The sequence below is a fragment of the Scytonema sp. PRP1 genome (genome assembly GCF_036697665.2).
Lineage (GTDB): Bacteria > Cyanobacteriota > Cyanobacteriia > Cyanobacteriales > Nostocaceae > Kalymmatonema > Kalymmatonema gypsitolerans.
This window is the reverse complement of the sequence record NZ_JBAHYJ020000106.1, coordinates 105,833-130,235: the sequence shown is the minus strand read 5'-3', so window position 1 is coordinate 130,235 and position 24,403 is coordinate 105,833. Positions and strand designations below refer to the sequence as shown.

22 protein-coding genes are annotated in these 24,403 nt (G+C 43.3%); 10 read left to right on the top strand and 12 right to left on the bottom strand.

Annotated features, from left to right (window positions below; all coding sequences use genetic code 11):
• The first annotated feature begins 634 nt into the window (after positions 1 to 634).
• A complete protein-coding gene (locus V5G28_RS28480) occupies positions 635 to 808 on the top strand; it encodes a hypothetical protein (RefSeq protein WP_332992023.1) in 174 nt (57 codons plus the stop codon).
• 38 nt (positions 809 to 846) lie between these two features.
• On the opposite strand, the gene V5G28_RS28475 is transcribed toward V5G28_RS28480, so the two are convergent.
• The gene (locus V5G28_RS28475) at positions 847 to 1,062 is read right to left on the bottom strand and encodes a hypothetical protein (RefSeq protein ID WP_332992021.1); all 216 of its coding nucleotides are present in this window, start codon (positions 1,060 to 1,062) and stop codon (positions 847 to 849) included.
• 511 nt (positions 1,063 to 1,573) lie between these two features.
• Here V5G28_RS28475 and V5G28_RS28470 point away from each other — a divergent pair.
• Together V5G28_RS28470 and V5G28_RS28465 are read left to right on the top strand one after the other, a co-directional pair.
• Positions 1,574 to 2,044, top strand: a complete 471-nt coding sequence (locus V5G28_RS28470; RefSeq protein ID WP_332992019.1) for a hydrogenase maturation protease — start codon at positions 1,574 to 1,576, stop codon at positions 2,042 to 2,044.
• A gap of 590 nt (positions 2,045 to 2,634) precedes the next feature.
• Complete coding sequence (locus V5G28_RS28465; protein WP_332992017.1) at positions 2,635 to 3,399, top strand: hypothetical protein; 765 nt, start codon at positions 2,635 to 2,637, stop codon at positions 3,397 to 3,399.
• Positions 3,400 to 3,708: 309 nt separating this feature from the next.
• Here V5G28_RS28465 and V5G28_RS28460 read toward each other — a convergent pair whose 3' ends face one another.
• The 3 genes from V5G28_RS28460 to V5G28_RS28450 form a co-directional block, all read right to left on the bottom strand.
• Positions 3,709 to 4,596 (bottom strand): hypothetical protein, encoded by an 888-nt coding sequence (locus tag V5G28_RS28460; RefSeq protein ID WP_096567834.1) that lies wholly within the window; start codon positions 4,594 to 4,596, stop codon positions 3,709 to 3,711.
• A gap of 77 nt (positions 4,597 to 4,673) precedes the next feature.
• A complete protein-coding gene (locus V5G28_RS28455; RefSeq protein ID WP_096571403.1) occupies positions 4,674 to 5,204 on the bottom strand; it encodes a hypothetical protein in 531 nt (176 codons plus the stop codon).
• Between the two features lie 93 nt (positions 5,205 to 5,297).
• Positions 5,298 to 5,945 (bottom strand): class I SAM-dependent methyltransferase, encoded by a 648-nt coding sequence (locus V5G28_RS28450; RefSeq protein WP_332992014.1) that lies wholly within the window; start codon positions 5,943 to 5,945, stop codon positions 5,298 to 5,300.
• Between the two features lie 146 nt (positions 5,946 to 6,091).
• Here V5G28_RS28450 and V5G28_RS28445 point away from each other — a divergent pair, with 146 nt between their 5' ends.
• From V5G28_RS28445 to V5G28_RS28425, 5 genes are all read left to right on the top strand, one after another.
• Complete coding sequence (locus V5G28_RS28445; RefSeq protein ID WP_332992012.1) at positions 6,092 to 7,714, top strand: ArnT family glycosyltransferase; 1,623 nt, start codon at positions 6,092 to 6,094, stop codon at positions 7,712 to 7,714.
• 397 nt (positions 7,715 to 8,111) lie between these two features.
• Positions 8,112 to 8,579, top strand: coding sequence for a MarR family winged helix-turn-helix transcriptional regulator (locus V5G28_RS28440; protein ID WP_096567829.1), 468 nt, complete (start codon positions 8,112 to 8,114; stop codon positions 8,577 to 8,579).
• Positions 8,580 to 8,742: 163 nt separating this feature from the next.
• Positions 8,743 to 10,269: an HlyD family secretion protein gene (locus tag V5G28_RS28435; RefSeq protein WP_332992008.1), complete on the top strand. Its 1,527-nt coding sequence runs from the start codon at positions 8,743 to 8,745 to the stop codon at positions 10,267 to 10,269.
• Between the two features lie 156 nt (positions 10,270 to 10,425).
• Complete coding sequence (locus V5G28_RS28430) at positions 10,426 to 11,703, top strand: MFS transporter (RefSeq protein WP_332992006.1); 1,278 nt, start codon at positions 10,426 to 10,428, stop codon at positions 11,701 to 11,703.
• Positions 11,704 to 12,196: 493 nt separating this feature from the next.
• Complete coding sequence (locus tag V5G28_RS28425) at positions 12,197 to 13,801, top strand: MDR family MFS transporter (protein WP_332992004.1); 1,605 nt, start codon at positions 12,197 to 12,199, stop codon at positions 13,799 to 13,801.
• A 178-nt stretch (positions 13,802 to 13,979) separates the two neighbouring features.
• Here V5G28_RS28425 and V5G28_RS28420 read toward each other — a convergent pair whose 3' ends face one another.
• From V5G28_RS28420 to V5G28_RS28400, 5 genes are all read right to left on the bottom strand, one after another.
• Positions 13,980 to 14,687, bottom strand: coding sequence for a tetratricopeptide repeat protein (locus V5G28_RS28420; RefSeq protein ID WP_332992002.1), 708 nt, complete (start codon positions 14,685 to 14,687; stop codon positions 13,980 to 13,982).
• Positions 14,688 to 14,713: 26 nt separating this feature from the next.
• Positions 14,714 to 15,577 carry a Uma2 family endonuclease gene (locus V5G28_RS28415; RefSeq protein ID WP_336231395.1) on the bottom strand — a complete coding sequence of 288 codons (864 nt, stop codon included), beginning with the start codon at positions 15,575 to 15,577 and terminating at the stop codon, positions 14,714 to 14,716.
• Between the two features lie 105 nt (positions 15,578 to 15,682).
• Positions 15,683 to 16,333, bottom strand: coding sequence for a tetratricopeptide repeat protein (locus V5G28_RS28410; protein ID WP_332991998.1), 651 nt, complete (start codon positions 16,331 to 16,333; stop codon positions 15,683 to 15,685).
• Between the two features lie 419 nt (positions 16,334 to 16,752).
• A complete protein-coding gene (locus V5G28_RS28405; RefSeq protein ID WP_096567817.1) occupies positions 16,753 to 17,307 on the bottom strand; it encodes a dihydrofolate reductase family protein in 555 nt (184 codons plus the stop codon).
• 115 nt (positions 17,308 to 17,422) lie between these two features.
• Positions 17,423 to 18,901, bottom strand: coding sequence for an amidase (locus V5G28_RS28400; RefSeq protein ID WP_332991994.1), 1,479 nt, complete (start codon positions 18,899 to 18,901; stop codon positions 17,423 to 17,425).
• Between the two features lie 118 nt (positions 18,902 to 19,019).
• On the opposite strand from V5G28_RS28400, the gene V5G28_RS28395 reads away from it, so the two are divergent.
• Together V5G28_RS28395 and V5G28_RS28390 are read left to right on the top strand one after the other, a co-directional pair.
• Entirely contained in the window at positions 19,020 to 19,607 is a 588-nt protein-coding gene (locus tag V5G28_RS28395; protein WP_332991991.1) for a TetR/AcrR family transcriptional regulator, read from the top strand.
• Positions 19,608 to 19,764: 157 nt separating this feature from the next.
• Positions 19,765 to 20,559: an LmeA family phospholipid-binding protein gene (locus V5G28_RS28390; protein WP_332991989.1), complete on the top strand. Its 795-nt coding sequence runs from the start codon at positions 19,765 to 19,767 to the stop codon at positions 20,557 to 20,559.
• Between the two features lie 175 nt (positions 20,560 to 20,734).
• On the opposite strand, the gene V5G28_RS28385 is transcribed toward V5G28_RS28390, so the two are convergent.
• The 3 genes from V5G28_RS28385 to nifD form a co-directional block, all read right to left on the bottom strand.
• On the bottom strand, positions 20,735 to 21,964 hold the full coding sequence (locus V5G28_RS28385) for an RNA-guided endonuclease InsQ/TnpB family protein (RefSeq protein WP_332992037.1): 1,230 nt from the start codon (positions 21,962 to 21,964) through the stop codon (positions 20,735 to 20,737).
• A 180-nt stretch (positions 21,965 to 22,144) separates the two neighbouring features.
• Positions 22,145 to 22,465, bottom strand: coding sequence for a hypothetical protein (locus tag V5G28_RS28380; protein ID WP_332991987.1), 321 nt, complete (start codon positions 22,463 to 22,465; stop codon positions 22,145 to 22,147).
• A 448-nt stretch (positions 22,466 to 22,913) separates the two neighbouring features.
• The gene (nifD, locus tag V5G28_RS28375) at positions 22,914 to 24,362 is read right to left on the bottom strand and encodes a nitrogenase molybdenum-iron protein alpha chain (protein ID WP_332991985.1); all 1,449 of its coding nucleotides are present in this window, start codon (positions 24,360 to 24,362) and stop codon (positions 22,914 to 22,916) included.
• Between the last annotated feature and the right edge of the window lie 41 nt (positions 24,363 to 24,403).

The window sequence follows — 24,403 nt, the reverse complement described above, 5'->3', positions numbered from 1 at the left end:
GTATATACACCACCAATTGCAATTCCTAATAACCAGTTCCAACGAGTACTCATGGCAGACATTGCACCTCTCCAGACAGCAGTAGTTACTTAGTGTCTAGTAAACCATGATTATTGGTTTGATTTTTATTTTCAACTGCTGCTGTGTGCTTAAAATTACAGAAAAGTTAGGCACTAGGTTATGGCATTCATTTCACAGATAAAAGCAGTTAAAAAAACCTTGACTTGCTTTTTAAGCTCTATTTCTAAATTTTTCTAAGAATTATTAATATCCATTACAATCAACAGACCTGATTTCGGTATTTATAGAACAATACGGTTCAGTTAAGGTTAATGTGTAAAAAATCATGTGTGTAGAGACGCGCCATGGCGCGTCTCTACATTGCCTTCCTGATAAGGGTTTTGGTCTTATCTGAACCGTATTGATTTATAGAATCCAAAAGCATACCAGCGTCAAGGTAATATAAAAAATGCGGTACAACTCTAAACTAGATTGCGCTCCAGTAATGACTTGCCAAGGTTCTAACATTTTTTTCATAACAGCTTGTCTGTGCAATTACAGACTCTGGAGCGCGAATTCAACGTAAGGTGGGCACTGGTTCCTGTCCACCTTCCTTGCTTATCGGTGAAGAGCAGTGCCCACCCTACAATTTAATGTTTTCTTTGTGCCAGCCGTAGGTGATCGCGCAGAGCGCAGCGCCGGAGGCGATCGCGAAAAAGCTTTGGCAGCAGGGTGCGATGCATACGACACAAAACCAATCAAGATGCCGCGTCTGTTGGGGAAAATTAAAAATTTGATGGAAAAATAAAAATTCTACGGTTAGAAAATTTGGGATTGCACCAAGTACTAATTCAAGTTTCGTTTTGTAGAGCCGATGACATGGGCGATCGCACTCAAGGCAGAGAAAAGCCCTGTTGGTAGCCCAATTGGGTGGCGCAAATGCTGATTTTGTAATTGCCCAACTTGCTCAAGAGAAAATTCTTCTTTAATCTCAGAAACAGCCTCAGCGATCTGCTGTTGTAACTCATGAGGTTTTGGGATTAAATTAAAATCGTTTTTCATAGGAGATGCCTAATAATTACTATGAGTAAAATTCTTGAAATTTACACTAAGGTATAGGGCTCCTATTTGATTTTTGAACGACACGCTTAAGAGGGCAGTGCGAACGCAAAACCCGGATTTAGTGGGCAAAATACGGTAAGCACTGCCCACCCTACAATACTTAAGATTTTTCAGAAATCATTTAGGATTGCTATATATATTTAGTTTTGCAAAAGTACTCGTACTTTACTCTATTACTAAAGACAGGATATTGCTCATGCTGTCGAAAGATTTTCAGATTGGTTAGATAGCCAGATGGAATAACTTGTTTGCCTTAATTCCTCAGTAGCTTATCTCTTAAATTCCTGAGGAGTTACCTGCGGAACTATAGCGCTTGGTGGTGTTGAGTGCAATACATCAAGAAATAAGAACCACAGATGGACACGAGATTTACACGAGATTTATCTGTACTTCATCCAAACGAAAAGTGCTATATATCACAACACAATCAAAAGAAATGCAGTATCCTCCCATGCTTACAATTATTGGTTGCGGAAATCTCAACCGTAGTGACGACGCCGTAGGTGTAATCATTGCTCAACGCTTACAGCAATATCTTGCCCAACATCCTCATCCTCATATGCGAGTTTATGATTGTGGCACCGCAGGAATGGAAGTGATGTTTCAAGCAAGAGGCAGCAAAAAGTTAATTATTATTGATGCCAGTTCAACAGGTTCTGAACCAGGTGGTGTTTTTAAAGTTCCTGGCAAAGAACTTGAAGCCTTACCGGAACCTAGTTATAATTTGCATGATTTTCGTTGGGATCATGCTTTAGCCGCTGGTAAGAAAATTTTTAAAGAAGATTTTCCCAAAGAGGTGACGGTTTATTTAATTGAAGCAGAAAATCTTGGTTTTGGACTGGAATTAAGCCCTGTTGTCCAACACTCTGCTGATTTGGTTTTTGAAGAAATAACTGCAATTATCAGACAGAGTGAAAAGTAGTTTTAAATTTCTCTGAGAGGTTATTTAGAAAGTAATAGGACTTACGCAAATTAATGAAAAAACGAACCGCCAAGACGCCAAGGACACGAAGGGATAAGAGTTTCAGAGAGTTTTTGCGTAAGTCCTGAGTAAAAATAAAATTATTGTAGGGGAGCCAGTGCGTTGCGGTGAATCCAGCGCTGCAGGAGGGTTTCCCTCGGTAGGCGACTGGTGTTCGCGTAGCGTGCCGAAGGCATACCCGAAGGGAGGTTCCCTCCGTTGTAGCAACTGGCGTTGTGTTAGGCGCACCCTTTCAAGAGATTTGTAACGACAAATATGTTCAAAGCGCCTAACGCACCGCGATATAACATGGTGCGTTAGGCTAAAGCCGTAACGCACCCTACTTATGATTTACTGAACCGTATGCGGTATGAGTAGCAGGAGCAATTTTTATTTGTCTAGGACATTTCCGGAAAGTTATTGACTTGGGATGTAAGTTGTATCGGCATAGTAGTATCTTGACATACAAGCTGGAGAAGAAACTCTCTTTACAACATATCGACAAATTTTCTAGATACTATTTATCTGCTATCTCACGCACTATATAAAAAATGTTACGACTTTATCACGTTTTGCTTGGTGTGATTTTGCTGGTGGTGTTCACACCGCTAGGATTTGTAAAATACGCTCTCCCCTACTTGTCTTCAAATAACCAATCACAGCCAACACCAGGACAAGCCAATGCTGCTCAAAACCAGCCTCAAACCACATCTAGCAACTCTCAACCAAATCAAGGAAATATCTGGAAGAGTATCTTAGGACAAACATCTGCCCCTGCTGGCTGGCGAGTTGCTGCTTGTGATGGAAATGCACCTCTGTTGTGCGTGTCATCAAATAAAAATATTTTGGGTACGGTTGAAATAGGAGTTTACCCTCTGGAAAATCAACCGAATTTTCAACAGATGTTGGCAAAAGCTGGTATTCCACCGAGTTCAAATGTGGATTACCAAAAAGCCCAATACCAAAACCAGTTAGCAACAGCACTTAAACTTTGGGTTGCTGACCATTACAGTATTTTGGAGAAAGACCGTCGGAGTGTGTATAGTGACCGTATTATTTTCTCCGCTCAGTCTCCACAACCGATATCAGTTGGTAAACTTCAGGGAATCCGTTATCGGTTTTTAGGAATTCAGCAAAAAGGTGGAATCGAAGAGCAGCATCTTGGTTATGTTGCCTTTGATGGTAAAGCACTTTATGTGATAACCACTGCCTTTGATCCAGGTTCGCAGACGGCTCAGTTCCAGAAACTGGAAAATTTTCAACGCTTTGAACCTTTCCTGTCAGCCACTGTGAAGGAAGTCAATTTGCCAAAGTAAGAAAAGCACGGCAATGCCGTGCTTTTACGGAAAAAGAACAAGCACATCACCTGATTTAATATACGTAACTTACCTGGGTTATAAAACCAGCCATTGGGTTGATTTGCGTGTGAAGGCTGGAATAGTTACGGCTAGTTTTTTAAAGAATTCAGGAACCGCAGATGCACACAGATAAACGCAGATAAATCTATGCTTCATCCGGATGACAACTGCTATAATTACCTCTTTAGAAGTATATTTTTTTATAATTATTTGGTATCAGGTAATTGGTAATAGTTTATATTACCAATTACCTATAAAACGATTCAGTTAAATTTCAGCCGAAGCTCGCTCAATCAAGCGACGTGCTAAGGTTTGCGTGCCAGTATGTTCGTAGTAATTCGTTGATATATCCAGCAACGCCCCGAGGTAGTCTAACTTGTCACCTGCAAAGTCGGTAAAGTTTTGCAAGTTGTTGACTACCTTTTGTGGCGTTAAATTCTTCGAGGCAACCAGACCACTCATCCAACCACTAACTGAGTTGAAGCTTTCACCGATAAAGTTCAGTTTGCTACTGGAATTGTTACCTGGAATGTCTTGTTGAATATTCTGAAAAGTCGAGTTTTGCTCTAACTCCTGAGGACTTGTCTGATTAATTCTAGATAGTGCGCTACTGATGAAGTTTGGACCTAGGGGTATCAAACCATCAAAGCAAACTAATGCAGCCATGCGGATGAACGACTCACCACTGTATTCGCCCAAAGACGCGACAAAATCCCCAATGCTGTCTCCGGGAATACCGTTAATTTGGCAGAAGGCTACTAACTCAGCGACTAATTTCAGGGACAAGTCGATGGTTTGTGCTTTTTCAGCTTTAGGAGTCACCCGATTTAAAAAACCCAAAAGGGGAATTTTCTCACCAACTTTATTTGCCAAAACGGCTGCACTAAGTGCTTTATCTGTACTATCAACAGTTTGATAGAGCCACATAGCTCGTTGGTATCCCTGAGAGCGGTCGTTGTAGAGATAAATCGCGCGTTCGCCAATTTGCTGAATCAGGTCTTCGTCGGTTTCACCAGTCACAGTTTTGATGGTGTTGACAAAGCCAACGACGTTTTGCCACTCACCAGGAGCGACAAAATCGAGCGATCGCAATGCAGAAACGGTCAAGTTGTTAGTTGGTAGTTCATCAACCAATTGTTGAATCGGTTTGCTCACAATAGACTCCTAATTGTTTTCTGGTTACTCAGGATTCCAGTTGCCAAATTGCTAACTGCTAACTGTCGTTTTTTTAGTTATTGGGCTTTAGCTAGCCGCGTCAAACCATTAAGGTTAAACTTCTGTAACCAAGCTTCGCGATCGCCCTCTGTAAATGACGCATCGCGAGATTGCACTTTGACCTGATAGCGATTGCCAACTAAAATAGCTGTGCCAGTCGTCCCTTGGCTCACAGCTGGATATCCCGCTATTGTGTTTGAACTGTTTACGAATTTTGCCGCTGGGTTGGCGCTTCCTTTGACTGCTTGTGTATCACTAATCGAAATGACAGCAACGTCTTTGCCGTCTTTTTTCAACTTCGCTTCAGCAAAGCCTTTTTTCTCTTGAGTAAATACGCGCTGGTAGCCAGCCTGAGCACTTGGGAAGAATTTGTTAAATTCGCCACCCTGGGTTGCATCTTTCGCAACCGCTTGACCGCTTCTTTGTTGACTACTTTCCTGTTGTGCCTGGTCAAAACGTCCGGGTGTTTTCGGAGCGCAAGCTGTTGTAAATAGTAATAAACATAACAACAAAGCTGCAAAAATTCTACGGGCGCGCGGGAAATTCATGTTTGCCTCCTTGTTTTGCTTGACATTGAGTGGAAATTTATCGATGCTGCTTTTTTTTGGCTTGTAATCAGACAAAGTTTTTGATAACGATGACTAATTACTACGGTAAGCAATGACAGCATAGAACGGATCTCCTCCCGTGACACCCATCCACTGTAATAAATTGGGAAGAGTTGACACACGAGCAATTACTTCTGGAGACGTGAAACCTGGAACAGCAGAGAAATAGCCTTTTACCAATTCAACTCTACTGGCTTCTGTACCCTCTCGCCACGCTTGAATCGCTTTCTGAAAAAACATTCGGTTAGAAAAGCTGAAAATTGCCACACCACCAGGCTTGAGGATGCGGTGAATTTCTGAAAATACCGCTTCTGGATATTGCAAATACTGCACTGAAACGCAGTTGAGAACGGCATCAAAATCCTGGTCTAGTAGGGGTAGCTGAGGATTTTCGTTGAGATTTTGAACAAAGTAATGATTTAACTGGGGATTTCGTGCCAGTTCCTCGGCGTTGAGTCCGTGTCCCTCAACATGAGCAAAAGATATCTCTTGAGGCAGATGCGAAACCCAACTACTCATCATATCCAAGATACGGGTGTTGGGTTTGAGGCGATCGCGGTATAAGTCCGTCAGCTGTTGAATAAAACCTTCGTCCACATGAGTCACGAAGCGGGGATAATCATAGAACAGCTTGTCGTCTGTATCATCTAGCTTAATGCGTTGGTCTGGTCTAAGCGGCATAAAGGTCTGTTGAGAACAAATTTTTCCAAAATTTTGTCAATTTAGGTACCGTTTGGCGGAAACAATTGATCTACCACCATACGTATTCTAAGAAGAGACACAAAAATATAATGAGCCAAAGGAAGAATTTGGCTAGTCACAATTCAATGTTATATAAACTACAATTTATGCATCCCATCAAGGGTGTTACGGGGTTTTTGCGTGCCTTTCCTCACGTCAGTTTGTTAATTTGGATACTCCCCTTATTGCTATTCAGTTCTGGGGAGAGTAGCTTGATGGCACATGATGAAGGGCTTTATGCTTGGCGATCGCGCTTTATGATAGACACGGGCGATTGGATACATCCCTGGTCAACTCCTCATCATAAAACTCCTGGCCCGTATTGGTTAGTTGCCAGTAGCTACACGTTGTTTGGTGTCAGTGAAGCAAGTGGGCGATTGCCAAGTATGATTGCTGGCACCCTAAGCGTACTACTTCTGTACGAAATCGGCAAAATTTTCCTCGGAAAAAAGATTGCTTGGCTTGCTGCTGCCATTTTGAGTGTAGAAATTCTCTGGCTGCAATACTGTCGTTTAGGCACACCTGATGTGCCTATGATTTTCCTAGTACTTTTAGCGATTTGGTCTTTACTTAAAGCTGAATTACATCCCAAATATCGCTCTGCTTGGTGTTTTGTAGTCGGTTTTAGTTTCGGCTTGGGCTTTTTAGTCAGAAGCTTTATGATTGTTTTGCCCATCATAGCTTTGCTACCCTATCTCCTAAAGGAGCATCGCCGTCATCGTCATCTTGCAAACCCAATGTTGTATTTCGGGTTTGTAGTAGGTTTAATTCCCACCTTTGTCTGGCTGTGGCTAAGCTGGTTACGATACGGTGATGCGAGTTTTGGGCAATTAATTAACTTTGTTGTTAAGTTGGGGTCTGGTGAACGCGGTAATAATGGGTTAGAGTTCTATTTCTGGAATCTACCTGTAAAAGCGTTTCCTTGGTTTTTTTTGAGTCTTTTAGGCTTAGCTTTGGTGATTCGTCGTCCCATTCCTCGCTACCAACTGATATTGGTTGGCTATCCCCTCATTTTGTTTGCTGAACTCAGTCTTTTCTCCACTCGTTTATCTCACTACAGTCTTTCCCTATATCCATTCATCGCTTTGCTTGCTGCTGTGGGGTTAAACTGGCTAGGCAAAATTTACCAGGATGTACAGACCCGTCATAGGGCGTCTCTAAAAAAAATTCCTCGCAATCTGAGTTATGGCTTTGGGATAGTAGGTGTTTTGCTGTTAGTAGCGGGAATAGTCGCTTCTGTTTCGGGTAATGCAGAAGTTCGCAAGTACGCTACCCTGGCATTAGCATCAGGAGTAGGTTGGTTAATATTACCTTTAGTGTGGATTGGTCGTTACCACTTTGGCAAAAAGTTTCTGACGAGTCGTTACTGGTTGGCGGGTTGGTTAGTTCCCGCTTGGCTGGCTTTGGCTGTGGCTGGTAGCAGTGGCTTGATAGGCGACTACAACCCTGATATCAAAGCTTTTATTCAACAGCCAGCAATTGCTCAAGTTTTACACTCATCTCCTATCAACTTTGTGGACACAAGAGGCAAGACTGACGTGTTACTCAAATTCTACACTCCTCTCCACGGCAAGCGAGTCCAGCTTTCCGATCTGCCAACTTCTGGCTATGCTTGGGTTTCTGTCGAACAGGCGGCTGAGTTATCTCAACCTCATCGGGTTCTCGGTACTATACAAAAAGTAAGTTTAATTCAACTTCTCAACAACTAAGTACATGATTGCATCTCTTTCATAGCGAAAATTTAAACGAAGACTCTACGTCACGAATGCGCGTACTTAGTACATGATTCCATAACTTCATAGCGAAAACTTAAACGAAGACTCTGTGTACCTTTGCGTTTACCGAGAGCGCCCCTCTGCGTTTAAAAATATTACGAATTCATGAAATGCTGTACTAAAAACCTTTGACTTTTGAATTCCCCGTAGCAGTACTAGCCTAGTTTGACTGATCAGGAGATGATTGGATTGTAGATTATATTGTCAGCTCAAATCAGTAACTCATATGCATGCGGCAGCTTAGTGACTTCATAAGAAAGTGGCAATCAGTTCTTGCTAACTGGTCAAATCATGTTATAGTAATATTACGTACGCTAAGCTTTTCGCACAGATGGTCTCTAAACCGAATAAGTCCCAAGATTTGGAGTCGTGGCAGCAAGTCCGCGCACCATACGGAGTTGGCTACAGGATCAAACTAGTCTCACAACTCCTCGCTCGCAGGTTTACCGAGCGGTTGGAGCCGTTTGGACTAACCCCCTTTCACTGGGTGGTTCTCTGCTGTTTGTGGGAGGAAGACGGCTTACCCACTTCCAGTATTGGGGACAAACTGCAACAGGTGGGAGGAACGTTAACTGGCGTATTGGATCGAATGGAAGAAAGAGGCTTGATTCGTCGAGAACGTGACTCTCGCGATCGCCGCATTTGGCGTATTTGGCTCACAGATGCAGGAAGAGAACTCGAAACAGTACTACCACCTATTGCGGTAGAAATTCGCGAGCAAGCCATGCACGGTATTTCCTACGCTGAACGGGAACAATTTTCCCAAATTCTGACTAAGGCGATAGTTAACTTATCTTAAGAATCACCCAGATGGGTGAGGCGCTTTCTTGGGTCTTTTACGGATAATATTACGTATTCTAAGTAATAGCTTATTAAATACCTTTTTTCTAAATATCTTTATTCAAATATTTCGCACGCTAAGCAATTTGTTGACCAAAAACAATACTGAGGACTTAACTATCATGGAAGGCACAAACACTACCAACACCAACGGACGTAACGGACATAAAACCACTGCAGTTCTGGAGAAAGAACTCGTTAAAGACTTAGAGACTTTGGAAGCTGTGACATCAGAGAAAGCTACAAAGACAGATGTAGCACTGAAAACAACAAAAGAAGCTGATGTCCAAACTCAGCCCGAAACCGAGAACAAGGAAGTCAAACCCCAACCGCCCCAAACACCAAAGCAGAAAAAACCGATAGCTTTGATTTTGGCAGGATTGGGTGTGGGTGCTGTAGCTGCTGGAGGTTTTGGTTATCACTGGTGGCAGTATGCTTCTACCCATCAAGAGACAGACAACGCCCAAGTTGCAGGACACCTTCACCAAGTTAGCACGCGCATTCCGGGAACTGTAAGCGAAGTGTTGGTGAATGACAACCAGCAAGTGCAACAGGGACAGCTGTTGGTGAAGCTAGATCCAAGGGACTATCAAGTTAAAGTGCAGCAAACAGAAGCGGCGCTGCAAAACGCTCGCCGTCAAGCTCAAGCAGCACAAGCCAACATTGCTCTTGCGTCACAAACGACGAGTGGTAAAACAACTCAAGCGCAAGGCGATGTGAGCAACGCTTTAGCTGCGATCGCCACAGCCCAAGCAGCAGTCAAAGAGGCGCAAGCAGGTATCCCAGCGGCTGAGGCTGCTGTTAGAGAAGCTGAAGCGGGAATTCCCGCAGCACAAGCGCAAGTAGCACAAACAAATGCCAATTTACAAAGAGCACAAGCAGATTACAACCGTTACAACACTCTGTTTCAACAAGGGGCTATTGCCCGCCAGCAGCTAGAGACAGCCACAGCAGCCTATAATGTGGTTTTAGCGCAAAGAAATGCGGCTTTACAAGGAGTGCAACAAGCACAAGCGCGGTTAGCCTCTGCAAGAGTAGGGGTATCTCAAGCACAGTCAAGATTAGCACAAGCACAAGAAGGCGTAACGAGTGCTCAAGCGAGACTGGCTGCATCCAAAGGTGGATTGGAACAAGCGACTGCAAGCGGACAACAAACAAACGTGAACCGTAACCAGTACGAAGCAGCAAAAGCAGCGATCGCTCAATCAGAAGCATCCTTGAAAGATGCACAGTTGCAGCTATCTTACACCAACATTATCGCACCTGCTGCCGGACGGATAGGGCGGAAAACAGTGGAAGTAGGCAACCGGGTACAAGCAGGCACACCTTTAATGGCGATCGTCGATAACGATTATTGGCTAGTCGCCAACTTCAAAGAAACTCAGTTGGAAGACATGAAGCCAGGAGAGGAAGTAGAGATTAAGCTCGATGCTTTTCCTCATCATACCTTTAAGGGTCGCGTTGATAGCATTTCGCCAGCCTCCGGCGCACAGTTTGCCCTTTTACCACCGGATAACGCCACAGGTAACTTTACCAAAATTGTGCAACGCGTTCCTGTCAAAATTGTTTTTGACCAACAGAGCATCAAAGGGTACGAATCGCGGATTACACCTGGGATGTCTGCGGAAGTTAGTGTGCAAGTTAAGTAGTAGGAGGGGATAGGGTACAGGCGGGAAAAATCTCACCTGAACTCTAAAACCTCTTCCAAAAGCAGTGCTATCCCACTCCGCCTCTGGAGAGGGGTTTGGTGTTAAGTCAGATGATATCTATGAAAGGATATCAGATAAGTATAAACTTAGGCTTTAATGAACGCACAAACAAGTAGAAAGAGAGCACTCTTACCAGCACTCAGGTCAAGAAACTACCGTTTGTTTTTTGCCGGACAAGGCATTTCCCTTATTGGCTCGTGGATGACCCAACTTGCCACGATTTGGTTAGTTTATCACTTAACCAACAACCCCTTGATGTTAGGGATTGTGGGATTTACCAGTCAAGTTCCTAGCTTTTTTTTGACTCCCTTTGGCGGGGTATTTGTAGATCGCTTTTCCCGCCATCGTACTCTGATTGGCACGCAAATACTGGCGATGATTCAGTCGTTGGCGCTAGCATTTCTGACGTTTACAGGTGTAATTCAGATATGGCAGATCATCGCCTTGAGTTTGTTTCAAGGATTTATCAATGCCTTTGATGCGCCAGCACGACAAGCATTTGTGACAGAGTTGGTGGAACACAGAGACGATTTAGCAAATGCCATTGCTATCAACTCTACTATGTTCAATGGGGCGCGGTTAATTGGACCTGCCATTGGTGGTTTACTCATTGCCCAAGTCGGTGCAGCTTACTGTTTTTTAATTGATGGTTTAAGCTACATTGCTGTGATTATGGCTTTGTTAGCGATGAGATTTAAACCTTGGAAAACTACAGTAAGTAACGTCAATCCTTTGCAACAAATTAAAGAAGGATTTAGGTATGCCTTTGGGTTTCCACCAATTCGGGCACTGTTATTACTATCAGCTTTAGTCAGCTTTTTCGGAATGCAATACACCGTCCTCGCTCCGGTTTTTGCAGAAGAAATCCTCAAAGGTGGCGCACAAACTCTAGGTTTTTTGATGGCAGCCTCGGGAGTCGGAGCCCTATTTAGTGGTATTTATTTAGCTACGCGCCAAACAGTTGTGGGACTTGGGAAATTGATTGTCTTGGGTCCAGCAATTTTAGGAATAGGTTTGATTGGCTTTGCCTTGTCGCGCTTGCTTCCACTTTCTTTGCTGACAATGTTGTTTGTTGGTTGCGGAACAATTATCCAAATTGCTGGTAGCAACACAGTTTTACAAACAATTGTTGACGAGGACAAGCGCGGACGGGTCATGAGCTTATACACAATGTCATTTTTGGGAATGATACCCTTTGGTAATTTAGTGGGAGGTGCATTAGCGGATAAAATCGGCGCTCCTTACACTTTAATTATTGATGGTATTGTTTGTATTTTAGGGTCTATCTATTTTGCCAAACAGTTACCTGCTTTAAAGAAATTGGTACTTGTCATTTATGAGCAAAAAGGTATCTTAACAACTGCAAAACCTTAAAAGGTGAAAGCTGAGATTTTGCAAGAGTTGCAACAGTGAGTCGTCAGAGGCTCCAAACCCTCGTTACCAGGTTCAACCTGGTAACGAGATATTAGAGCCTCTGGCTCTTGTTGAGAAGGGTGCAAGATTTAAGTATATCTGTATAGGGCTGTGAATTCCTCTGACAACACTATCACATGATAAAAGAATTTAGAGTCCTACGGATTCTTGCTATCTCAGGTAGCCTTCGGACTACCTCATCAAACACAGCTCTGCTTCGCGCTGCGATCGCCTGTCGGTCATACTTCACTCTAAATCTGCTAAGCTGTTGCGTTTATAAAATAGGTTTTTTTAACTTTGAAGAAAACCGTCAAATCCTTTCCCTCACCCCCTCACTCCCTCACTCCCTGACGCGTAACAGCTTATTACCTGCGGCGAATATAGTCTCCACACCCTTTTAGGGTTAGGGTAAAAAATAGAAACATATCTCTCATTCAATACTTGGAGTACTGCTGTGGCTAATACAAATGCAGTTGGCAACCAAGGCAATCAGGGTTCTAACCAATCTTCCTCCAATCAAAAAGTACCACTGAGAACCTGGATTGGCGTTTTGGCGAGTATGCTAGGCGCATTCATGGCGGTACTAGATATTCAGATAACCAACGCTTCTCTACAAGATATTCAAGCATCTTTGGGCGCAACTCTAGAAGAAGGTTCTTGGATTTCTACTGCTTATCTGGTGGCGGAAATTGTCGTCATTCCGTTAACCGGATGGTTGTCGCGGGTGTTTTCCCTACGAAGGTATCTTTTAGTTAACACCGCCTTGTTTATCTTTTTTTCTATATGCTGTGCATGGTCCTGGGATCTCAATTCAATGATTGTCTTCCGCGCCTTACAAGGCTTTACTGGAGGAGTTTTAATTCCTACTGCCATGACGGTTGTACTAACAACTTTACCTCCATCTAAACAAGCAATTGGGCTAGCCGCATTTGCAATTACAGCAGTTTTTGCACCGTCAATTGGTCCAACATTAGGAGGTTGGTTAACGGAAAACTTCAGTTGGCACTATAGCTTTTATATAAATGTAGTTCCAGGGGCTTTGATGCTTGCTGGGGTGTGGTATGGAATTAAGCAAGAACGACCTCAATTACAATTGCTAAAACAAGGCGATTGGTGGGGAATTATTTCAATGGCAATTGGGTTAGGTTCCTTACAAGTTGTTTTAGAAGAAGGTAGCCGCAAAGATTGGTTTGGTTCAGCGTTCATTGTGCGCTTGAGTATATTAGCGGCGATTTTTGTAACGATGTTTTTCTGGATTGAATTAACTCGTAAGCAGCCATTTATTAATTTGCGACTTTTGCGATATCGTAACTTTGGTTTAGCAAGTATTGTAAATGTTTCCTTGGGAGTGGGATTGTATGGTTCAATTTATATTTTGCCGCTGTATCTAGCCCAAATTCAAGGATACAACGCGCTGCAAATTGGTCAAGTTCTGATTTGGGCAGGAATTCCCCAATTGTTTATTATTCCCTTTCTTCCAAAAGTGATGCAACGCATTGATGTGCGTTTAATGGTTGCTGTGGGTGTGTCGTTATTTGCCGTAAGTGCATTCATGAATTCCAAGATGACTTATCAAACGGGATATGACCAATTAATTTGGTCACAACTTGTTCGCGCAATGGGACAACCACTCATTATGGTACCACTAACCTCTATTGCTACTGCTGGTTTGAGCCCGAAAGAAGCAGGTTCAGCAAGTGGCTTATTTAATATGATGCGTAATATGGGCGGTTCTATGGGAATTGCGGCATTAGCGACTCTGTTAACTAATAGAGAGCAATTTCACTCTAATCGATTGGGAGAATCAGTATCTTTATATAGTCCAGCTACTCAAGAGAGAATTAACCAAATGACACAGTATTTTACCAGTCGTGGTTCTGATTTGAGTACAGCACAAGACCAGGCAATAAAAGCCATTGATAATATAGTGCGTCGTGAAGCTTTCGTAAATGCTTTTAACGATTGTTTCTACTTTATTGCCATTGCCTTGTTAGTCAGTGGTATTGCTATTTTATTCTTAAAAAAAGTTAAGCCTACGGGTGGTGCTGTTGGTCATTAGACTTGTTGAAAAAATTCTTAGATGCTCAACACCATAGAAAGCTGAGGCTACACACACAAAGCCTTAATAAATTTGTAGTGAGGAATGCGCGTCCTCTTCAACTAAATCTTGGACTAAAGTCCTTACTACAAACAAGTTTTCTTATGGCTACTTTTCGGAACATAATATTATATAAGAGTCAATTGACTTTGTTAGACAATACTTGCTCTGTTTTTTGAATTTGCTCTTGGCTAAAAGCAGCTTGCTTGAGATGATTTAAAAAAGTTCTATCGCTATACCTGGAATCTAAGCTTATAGCTTTGGTATAAACTTTTTTGGCGGTATCTTTGTCACCATTATCCCAATAGGCGATCGCACTAGCAACCAAAGGATGAGGATTATTTGGTTCCAGAATAGCGGCACGGTTAGCAGTTGCTATCGCTAAGTTATAAATTTGTAACCGATGCAAAGCTAAACTTAAGTTAAAATAAGCAATTTCATTATTTGGCTTGAGAATTGCTGCCCAAGTATGAACCAGCACTGCTGCTGTTAAGTTGCTATCAACGAGATAAACAATTCCTAAAGCATTGTAAGCAGGAACGTACAATGGCTTTTGATATATTGCTTGCCATAAAGATTGTGCTGCTTCTTGTTCCTTTCCTGCTAGATGCAATGTCCAACCTAAATTCACTCGTCCCATAATATTTTCAGGTTCGAGTTCTACAGATTTTTGCATTGCGGCTATGGCTTCAGGATACCGCCCTTGTTGCCGATATGAAAGCCCTAATTGTCGATAATCACCAGCTTTATTGGCAGCAATAGCTAAAGGTGTAGCAACAAAAGTCAAAAATAAAGATGCACAAATTCCATGAGTTATCCTTGCTTTTGCTAGTTTCAACACCTTCATTTCAATCTCCCTTTGTGGAGTTTATTCTAATCCAACATTTCTGGGTTAATCCCCAATGTTTTGAGTTGTTCAGGAGAAAGCAAGCGCAACTTCTCTACAATTGTCTCCCGTTTTTGCCGCTCAACTTCAGCGCGTTCCTCACCTGTCAGGAGTAAATTTCCTTGTGCATCCCACCAACGTAACCAAGGTAGCTCTGCATTTTGATACCACCCTTGCCAGATTCCTAATTCTACTGCCATTGGCGCAATCAGATAATGTCCCCTTTCGTTGGGTGTCATAAGTTGATAGGTATTATCTACGAGGCGGTATACCTCCACCTGTGCCTTTTCTACTTCATAAATCGCATAATAAGGGACGCGACTTGCCTGCTCATAAACCCAAAATTTGCCCATTTTCCCATCTTCTCTCTGAGATGGCGACGTTTTATCTCGCTCCTCACGGCCATCTCCAGATACAAATTCAATCACAATTAACGGCGCGATATACTCCTTCCACAAAACGTAGGAACGCCGCATTTTTCCATTGAGAGTTGGCGGGACATGAGGGACGTAAAACCAATCCGGTGCTTCTGCTCCTTTCTCTGGGGGATCAGTCAATCGCCAGTAGATGCCAGAATCCTGCCCGATACAATATTGACCATCAGGATGCAGTTGCTCTAGGACGGGTTTAATCGAGTCTGTGAGTAAAATAGTTTGGGGATGTTCTTGCAGATTTTTCGCGCCAGGTCGCACAACGGGACGGACAGTTTCTTCCGGAGGGAAACCCTCCTCCGAACTGTCCTCGGGAACCCCCGCAAGCGACTGGCTTACAAATGTCCCGTCGGAGTCCGGCAACTGCGTGTGGTCGGGTAAAGTTAATACTGAGTCGGTAACTGTAGTGACGGAAGTCATAGGCTTCATCTAGCATCTATCTGACTTTGATTGTAATGCTCGCACCTCTTTCAGGCGGGAGTGCTTACGCCATAGGCATTAAAAATATCTTCTCTTCACGAAATTTCATGATACGGAGGGGTCATCAGTTGTTTTCAGCTGTTGCAAAAGCTGTTCAACTCGGTTAGCTTTATCAGGTCTATTTTGTGCTTTGAAGATATTCGCAGCTTTTTCTAAAGATGCCAACGCCTGATCCCGGTTGCCCTGCTGCCATAGCGCCTGTCCTAGACTTGCCAGTGCATCGGCATATTCAGGATTAATTGCTAGTGCTTTTTGATACTCCAAAATAGCTTCTTGTAAACGACCTTGGCTAGCAAGAGCAATGCCCATTCCATTATGAGCAAGAGCATAGCGCGAATTCAGACGAATAGCTTCTTTGTATTGAGTAATTGCTTCTTCGGCTTTGCGTTGTTGATAAAGGACATTCCCTAGTTGATAATAACCAAAAGCATCTTTGGGAAATTTCTTGATCAACTTGCGTAAATTTTCCTCTGCACCTGTGAAGTTTCCCTGACTATACAAAACATTTGCTTCTTGAATGAGGCGCGATCGCTCCAGCTGTTCCCTGTCTCCCAATTGTGCTAGTCTTTGTGGTTGCTGCGGATAACTCGTTTCAGCTAGCACCAAGGGTGATGTAACACTTGTAGTCAACAAACACAGTGTCAAGCAACTAAGAGGTTTAACAAATGCTAGTTTTAATTGGCTTATCAGGTTCATCGCACACAATGTCTGAATAGTTTGTCTTATTGGTTATGAAGATGCATATTCAGCATATTATGTTCGTCGAACTTGTCCGGCTCATCCAGATTACCCTGTTACTTACAGCAGTTTTTTGTAGGGTGGGCATTGCTCACTCATATCTTAAATGTCCATCACATAAGCTTTCATGAGCAATGCCCCGTTCGCGGAGCGTGCGCTTTGCGCTCAGTTCCCGCTTGTTGGGAAACCCGCCTGCAGGACTTCTCTCCACCTTACGATTTGTGGTCTAATCATAGAAGGGGTGCTCTCCATATTTTGTGAGAAGGCAAAACACATCACGTAAACTGATTTGAGCTACCCTTCAAATTCCATAGTTGATTCTGCGTTATGCAGAACCAACGCATTTAGTTCCTAAATTTTAGTTGAAATCCTCAATTTCAAGAAATATCTTTTGATACAGTTTCCTTGTCTGTGGTTTTTCTTTTTAAATCGTAAGAGACTTGTAGTAATCCGGAGTCATAGGTTTTCACATCCTTAAACTCAAGTGCTGTTTCCAAGCTGGGATCATTTACAATCAGTGGAATCCCATTTCCTAGAATAATTGGATGTATCGAGAGAATTAACTCATCGATAAAACCGTGTTTCATGAAATAATGAATCGTCTGTGCTCCCCCAACTAACCAGATATCACTACCATTTGATTGACGCAATGTGTTAATAAAGCCCTCCCAATTACCGTTGACAAATTCCACGTTGTTGTCTTTAGCTTGCACAGTTTTTGAGAAAACAAAACTTTGTTTACCTTTGTATGGGTATTCCCCAAATGTCAAAACTTGGTCATAGGTTTTACGACCCATCAGTACTGTGTCTATTTGGGCAAAAAACTCGTTGTAACCGTAGTCAGAGTCGGTGAATAGCCAATCTACCTCTCCTGATGTCCTGGCAATGTATCCGTCAAGACTAGAGGCAATGAACAATCGTATTTTTCGCATGGTCTTGTTGCTGCCGTTTCAAAGAATCGCAGATTAATACTACTTGCACCTATCAGGACTTTACGGAAAAATCGGTTAATGTGCATTTATATTAGACTTAAATTAATTAGACTTTTTAATAACCAGATGGGTGTTGGAAGCCACCAACCACTTTGTTAATCTCCTGAGCGATCGCCAGTAATTCCATCTCTCGCCATCGTTTCCCAACAATTTGCATTCCAATCGGTAATCCGTCCAGTGTCTGTCCAATGGGTATCACAACGACTGGATGCCCAGTGAGATTGAATGGCACTGTATAAGCACCTGATGCCATCATATAAGGGACTTTTTTACCTTCTACTGTCACCGCTTGACCTTTCGCGCGATGGGTGAATGTAGGGGTCATTGCAACGGGACATAGCCATGCATCCCACTGCTCTAGTTCCCTGTCCATTTGAGCAATCAAGCGATCGCGCTGGCTCAACGCTTCAAAATAACCTTTTAGGCTTGGGTTGAGAAAAATAGGGAAAACCATTCCAGGAACGTTACTGAGCTTTCGCAATGCGCGATCGCCCTGAGTTGCTTCACGAAATAGAAAGGCGATTGAATTACGAACATAATCAAACGTAGTTGGTTGCGAATACATGAGATTGTAAGTCGCGATCGCGTAGTAGATCTGCCAAGCAGCAACAAAATCAAACTCTGGAACCCACTGTTCAACTTGAGTACCGACATCAGTCAGGATTTTAGCAACAGACTGAATTGCTAACTTAATCTCCGAGGCAACCGGGAAGGCACAAAATTCATCTGCCCAAGCGATTCGTCGGTTTTGAAGGCTCTTGATACTGGGCGAATCGAGTGGAACTGGTGGAATCTCAGGTTGATACAAGTCAGCACCTGCAATAACTTGCAGACAGAGGTACAGATCTTCAACTGAACGGGCAAGTGCGCCAACTGTAAACATTTGACGAATACACTTGGGCATTCCTGGCACTTCCAAAATATGTCCAGTTGTGGGAACGCGGCGATCAGTCGGCTTGAGTCCAAACACACCACAAAAGTGAGCGGGCTGACGAATCGAACCGCCAAAGTCCGAGCAAAGATCCAACGGTGAAAGTCCACCCGCAATCGCAGCCGCACTGCCACTGGAACTCCCTCCGGGTGTATAGTTCAAATTCCACGGATTATTAACGCGGGCAAACAAATCGTTAATGCCCTGGTAATCACTTGCTAGTTCAGCAGGATTTGTTTTGCCCAAAATGATCGCGCCAGCCGCCCGCAGTCGGGCTACCGCAGTTGCATCTTGTTGAGGAATGTAATCTTTGAGGGGTTTGTAACCTGCGGTAGTACGCAAACCTGCCGTTTCAAGCGTATCTTTAATCGTGATCGGCACTCCATGCAGAATGCCCCAGTTCTCTCCTCGTGCTAAAGCTTCATCAGCAAGTCTTGCACGTTGACGGGCACGTTCTTCGTCTAAGGTACAGATGGCGTTTAGCTGAGTGTTGTGTTTGGCGATCTGCGCTAAATGGGCATCCAGTACTTCAACTGAAGAAACCGTGCGTTCGCAAATCATCTGAGCAAGCTGATGGGCGGGCGTAAAGACAAGATCGCTCATAGTGACTTGTGTGGCAAATGGCAGGAAAGAACAAACATTGCCCTCATCCAAACTGAGACCTCGATAAAATTAATTATATTCACTTTTAGTTAATTGTATTAACTAATTAGATTTTTTAATGGGTCGTCCAAAGAAAGAAAACTCCCTAACGCGGCAGGATGTCATTGAAGCTGCGATCGCTTGCCTTGATCGAGAAGGAGAATCTGCCCTTGGTGTGAATCGAGTAGCGCGGGAGTTGGGCATTCAGCCACCCGCAATTTATAAGCATCTCGATGGCAATGCCGCCTTACGCCAAGCAGTTGTGTTAGTCATTTGGCAGAGATTTTTTGCCTATTACAAGCAACAAACCGCCGGAGTGAGCAACCCTCGTGCGCTGCTTAAGGCAGGTGGACACGCAACCCGTAATTTTGCCCGAAAGCATCCAGCCTTTTACAGGGTGATGATGCAAGTTCAACTACAACCCACCGATCCAGAAGCTTCCCCAATCATTCAGGAAGCCCTCAGCTTCTTTAGAACGGGGTTAGAATCCTATGACTTGAGTGAAAATCAACTGATTGATGTCATGCGAATGGTAAATGCTGCGGTTTCCGGTTTTATTGCTGTGGAGCAAGCAGGATTGCTAACACTAAAGCGTTCAACTGATGCCAGTTTTGAAGTGATGCTCGATGCACTGTTTGTTGCGATTGAACATATAAGGGCAAGTTGATTGTTGAACTCAGCCTAAAGACTTATTTTTACCTACTTATCGACTCGATCATTAGCAATCTCACCCCTTCCCATCAGCACGATCAATCACCAAACACTTGCTGAATCTTTCACAATTTGTTACAAAAATACAGAGAACTTCTATAACTTAAACTCGAATGTTAGGCGGACTTACTGGTTTAACAGATCCTAAAGGCAGTGACTGGGGAGAGCGAATGCTCAACACAGTCGCGAGCCAAACGATTCGCCACTTGTTCACTCAAAGCGAGTCAGTGGAAGTCTCTGTCCGTTGCTTTCCCTCTAGTAAACTCTTGCAGGGTAGCATCGATAGCTTCAAAATGAAAGGTCGTGGCTTGGTTATCCGTAAAGATTTCGCTGCTGAGGAAATTTCTATAGAAACTGATGCCGTTGCCATTGACTTTAGCTCAGTTTTAAGCGGCAAGCTGCGCCTAAAACAACCGACTCAAGCTATTGCTCAAGTCGTCCTATTAGAAGCCGGCATCAATCAATCTTTTAAAGCAGAATTGGTAACAAAGCGTCTGGAAAATCTTACTGTACCAGCATTAACAGCATTATCTGGCGGTCAACCAGTCTCTTTTCCTGAAATCCAGGTACAGTTACTACCTGAAAATCGAATGCGGATTTTAGCCAAGGCTGATTTAAACAACGGTGAACTTGTACCGCTGAATATGACCGTCACTATAGGTATTGAACGGCGGCGACGTGTTTCTTTTAAAGACCCAGAAATTGAACTTGATTCGGTACCAGAAGCACAACGAGAAATCTCACAAACCTTGAGTTTGGCACTTGTGGAAATTTTAGATAATATGGTCGATTTAGACCGCTTTGACTTGGATGGGGTGAAAATGCGGCTCAACCGTTTAGAAACAGAGGGACAAAAGCTGATTTTTAGTGGTTATGCAGAGATTGAGCGTATTCCCAAAAATCCCTAATTTCTTATAAAATGACTTCTGCAAGAGGTTTAGCAAGATTGCCAATGTAGAGACGCTTTCATTCAGCGCGTCTCTACAAGTATGAAATTGTCACGCATAAGTCTTAACAGCAACGGTATTGTTTACCCATCCCCATTTGATGAAGGCAGAGCCTGTGAACTACCCAACACCAACCCTATCGGGTATGGTGTGGGCTTCCCAATTCATGGGGGATTGCCTCGGTCTTCATAGATTTTTTACGTCCTGATGACTTTGGTCTTACATCCCCTCCAAGGGCAGAAGCGCTAGTTCCTAACGCCCATAATCGCAATCCTTCATTTCTAATATTTATTGCAGCATTGATGTCCCTATCATGCTGTTTCTGGCAGTGGGGGCAATCTACAAACCTAACACTCAATGAATCATAACCATTTTGTAGCATTGGAATAGGTAGTAGTGTCTCGCTACAAAGCTGTGATGATGGAAAAAATCTACCTATTTCAAAATAGGAGTGTCCAAATCTTTCAGCCTTATACTTAAGCATGGTTAAAAACATTCCCCATCCTTGGTCTGATATTGCCTTAGCCAAGTTAGGATTTTTAACCATATTCTTAACTGCCAAATCTTCTACACAAATCACTTGGTTTTCGTATGCTATTTTGCGAGATAGCTTGTGTAGAAAATCTTCTCTTACTCTAGCTATTTTGCTAGAGATTCTTGCAACTAACCTTTTAGCTTTACGCCGTTTGTTTGAAGTCTTGTCGGTCTTCTTGGCTAATTTACGCTGTTTGCGTTTTTTATTCTTTTCTAAGAGCGCTAACTGCTTTTTAGGAAGGTCATACTTTGAGCCAACGGACGTTATAGCAAAGTTTTTTAATCCCAAGTCAACCCCAATAGCGTCTCTAATGGCAACTATTGGTGTATCTTCTTGATTAAAAAGAATAGATGCGTAGTATCTACCATCACCTTTTCTTGAGATTGTGACAGTTGTGAATTTCGCATCAGGTAGTTCCTTGTGAAACACAGTTTTCATTAATCCCAAACTACCAGGAAACTTAATTACAGAATCCTGTGGCATTAGTTTCACGTTTTGAGGATATTGAATCGATTGTTTACCATGCTTAGACTTAAAGTTAGGATATTTAGCGCGTCCTTCAAAGAAATTGACAAAAGCGCCAGAAAGATTGAATGTCACTCGTTGCAATACTTGACTATACGCAAGTCCCAACCATTCATACTCTTTCTTTAACCCAGGTAGCAACTTGTCCATTGCAACCTTAGAAAGACCCTTTCCTGTTTCTTTATACGCTGTAGTTGTGGCATTAAGCATATAGTTCCACAACCATCTGGTATTGCCAAAACATTGAGCTAAATAAGATTCTTGCTCATCAGTGGGATAAATCCTAACTTTAACTGCTCTATACATGGTATCGACCTTACCGTGTTTATACATTCATGGTAACATATATTTTTATAGTTGTACTACCCAAAACAAAATATTTTGCTCGTTTCGTCGTCGTAGTCTTCACAGGTGTAGCTGCGCTCAAATAGGGTCAGACTACACTCATAAACTCACTCGCAATTCATCTCGACGCCAAATCAAAGATTATGGCGCGAGCCTTCTTGCTTTTTTAGGTAAATCTGCTCTTAGTTCCAGTGCCAAAATAATTGCTTCAGCTTCGCCCAAATCAATATTGCCTTGGTTTGTTTGAATGTCCATCACTTTTTGAGCATCAACAAGTGTCTGAGTTTGAATCCATGATAGGGTCTGTACTTCAACTGCGCCAGGAACAACCTTTCCTGCTGCTACCATTTCGTTATAGACTGCTAGAGGAATAACAATGCTTCCATAGAGTTGCTGCAACAGGTCTAGCAGACCAATGGCTGCGAGATTTGTGATGGGGGAAGTATCACTAACAACAATCACAGCAAGCCCCTCGAATGCACCCCGCTCTCATCAACTTGTAGTTGATATTGATTAGGGTGCGTCTCGTTTTTGTCCGGGCATTCATGAGGACAGTACTGCAGGAGGGTTTCCCTCCGTAGGTAACTGTCCGTCCCACGCTCCCCTCCGGGTGAGACGTGGGATGAATGCCCGAGCTAGCTAAATTTAAGGGTAAACGATCCTGCATGGTAATGACGGCAGTCGAATACTGCGTTTGTGCGGACGGGACAAATGTCTACGACGGGCGTAGCTGCGGCAAAATTTAATCTATAAAATTATCATCATAAATAGTCTTTTAATTAACAGTTTTTCTGGGAGCAAAATGCAATTCAAATCCAAAAACCAGACTCCATAAGAGTTATATTGTCTTAAGCATAAAAACAGATTGTTCCTACATAACCCTAAAACTTGCATTTAGGCTAGAAATAGGCTATTTTTTCATCCTGCTGCTAAAAAAACTTGCCTTATCTGACTTTGAAGCGCGTTGGCGTAGCCCGCCGAAGGCATCGCCAAGTCCGGAGTAATCCCAAGAGTGCATTTGACGGAAAGGAAGACCCATTTTTTGGAAAACGTACTTCTCTTTCACACCAGAAGCGATGAGGTCGGGCTTGAGTGCTTTCACAAACTCCTCGAACTCATATGCGGTCACGTCATCATAAACGATGGTGCCGTTTTCGATGTAGTCGGTAGTGCGCTTGTAGTCGTCGTTGTGAGCGAACTCATAACCAGTACCAACCATCTTCATTCCCAAATCTTGGAACGCGGGAACGACGTGGCGAGGACGCAAACCACCAACCATCATGGCGACAGTCTTGCCTTCCAAGCCTGGGCGATACTTAGCAATGATTTCATCCATCACCGGCTGGTACTTGGCGATGATCTTCTCAGCGTTTTCTTGGATCTTCTCGTCAAATTTAGAAGCGATTTCCCGTAAGGATTCAGCAATCTTGGTAGGACCAAAGAAGTTGTATTCCAACCAGGGTATACCGTAAGTTTCTTCCATGTGACGGCTGATGTAGTTCATCGACCGATAGCAGTGGATGAGGTTCATCTTCACGTTTGGTGTCTGCATCATCTCGTTGATGGTGCCATCACCTGACCACTGGGCGACTACGCGCAAGCCGAGTTCTTCTAGCAGGATACGGCTAGCCCAAGCATCACCACCGATGTTGTAGTCACCGATAATTGCTACATCATAGGGAGTAGACTCAAATTGCAGCTTGCCTTCTTTTCTTTCCTTATCGGATCTGGTGAACACCCAGTCACGAACCATGTCGTTCGCAATGTGGTGTCCAAGGGACTGGGAAACACCCCGGAAGCCTTCGCAACGTACGGGGACAACTGGCTTGTCAATCTCTTTTGATGATTTCTTAGCTACTGCTTCGATGTCATCCCCAATCAGACCAATGGGACATTCAGATTGAATTGAGACACCACGGTTGAGGGGGAAGAGTTCGTCGAGTTCTTGGATTAGCTTGAAGAGTTTTTTGTCACCGCCGAAAACGATATCGCGTTCTTGGAAGTCGGAGGTGAAGTGCATGGTACCAAAGGTGTCAACACCTGTGGTGCCGATGTAGTAGTTACGACGACCAGACCAAGACCAGTAACCGCAACCGACAGGACCGTGGCTGATGTGGATCATGTCTTTGATCGGACCCCAAACCACACCCTTAGAACCAGCATAAGCACAACCACGAGCGGTCATGACACCGGGAAGGGATTTAATGTTAGATTTAACGCCGCAGTCGCTCTTACCTTCTTCGTATACGTTTAAGTGCTTTTCGCGTTTTTTCTTAGCTTTTTCTGGGTAAGCTTCTAGAACTTCTTTAATTAGTTCTTTTCTTTCTTCGATGATGTTGTTGTTTTCTGGAGGAGTCATTTTTGCCTCTGTTGCACCTAAGGAATGGAGATGGGGGGAGT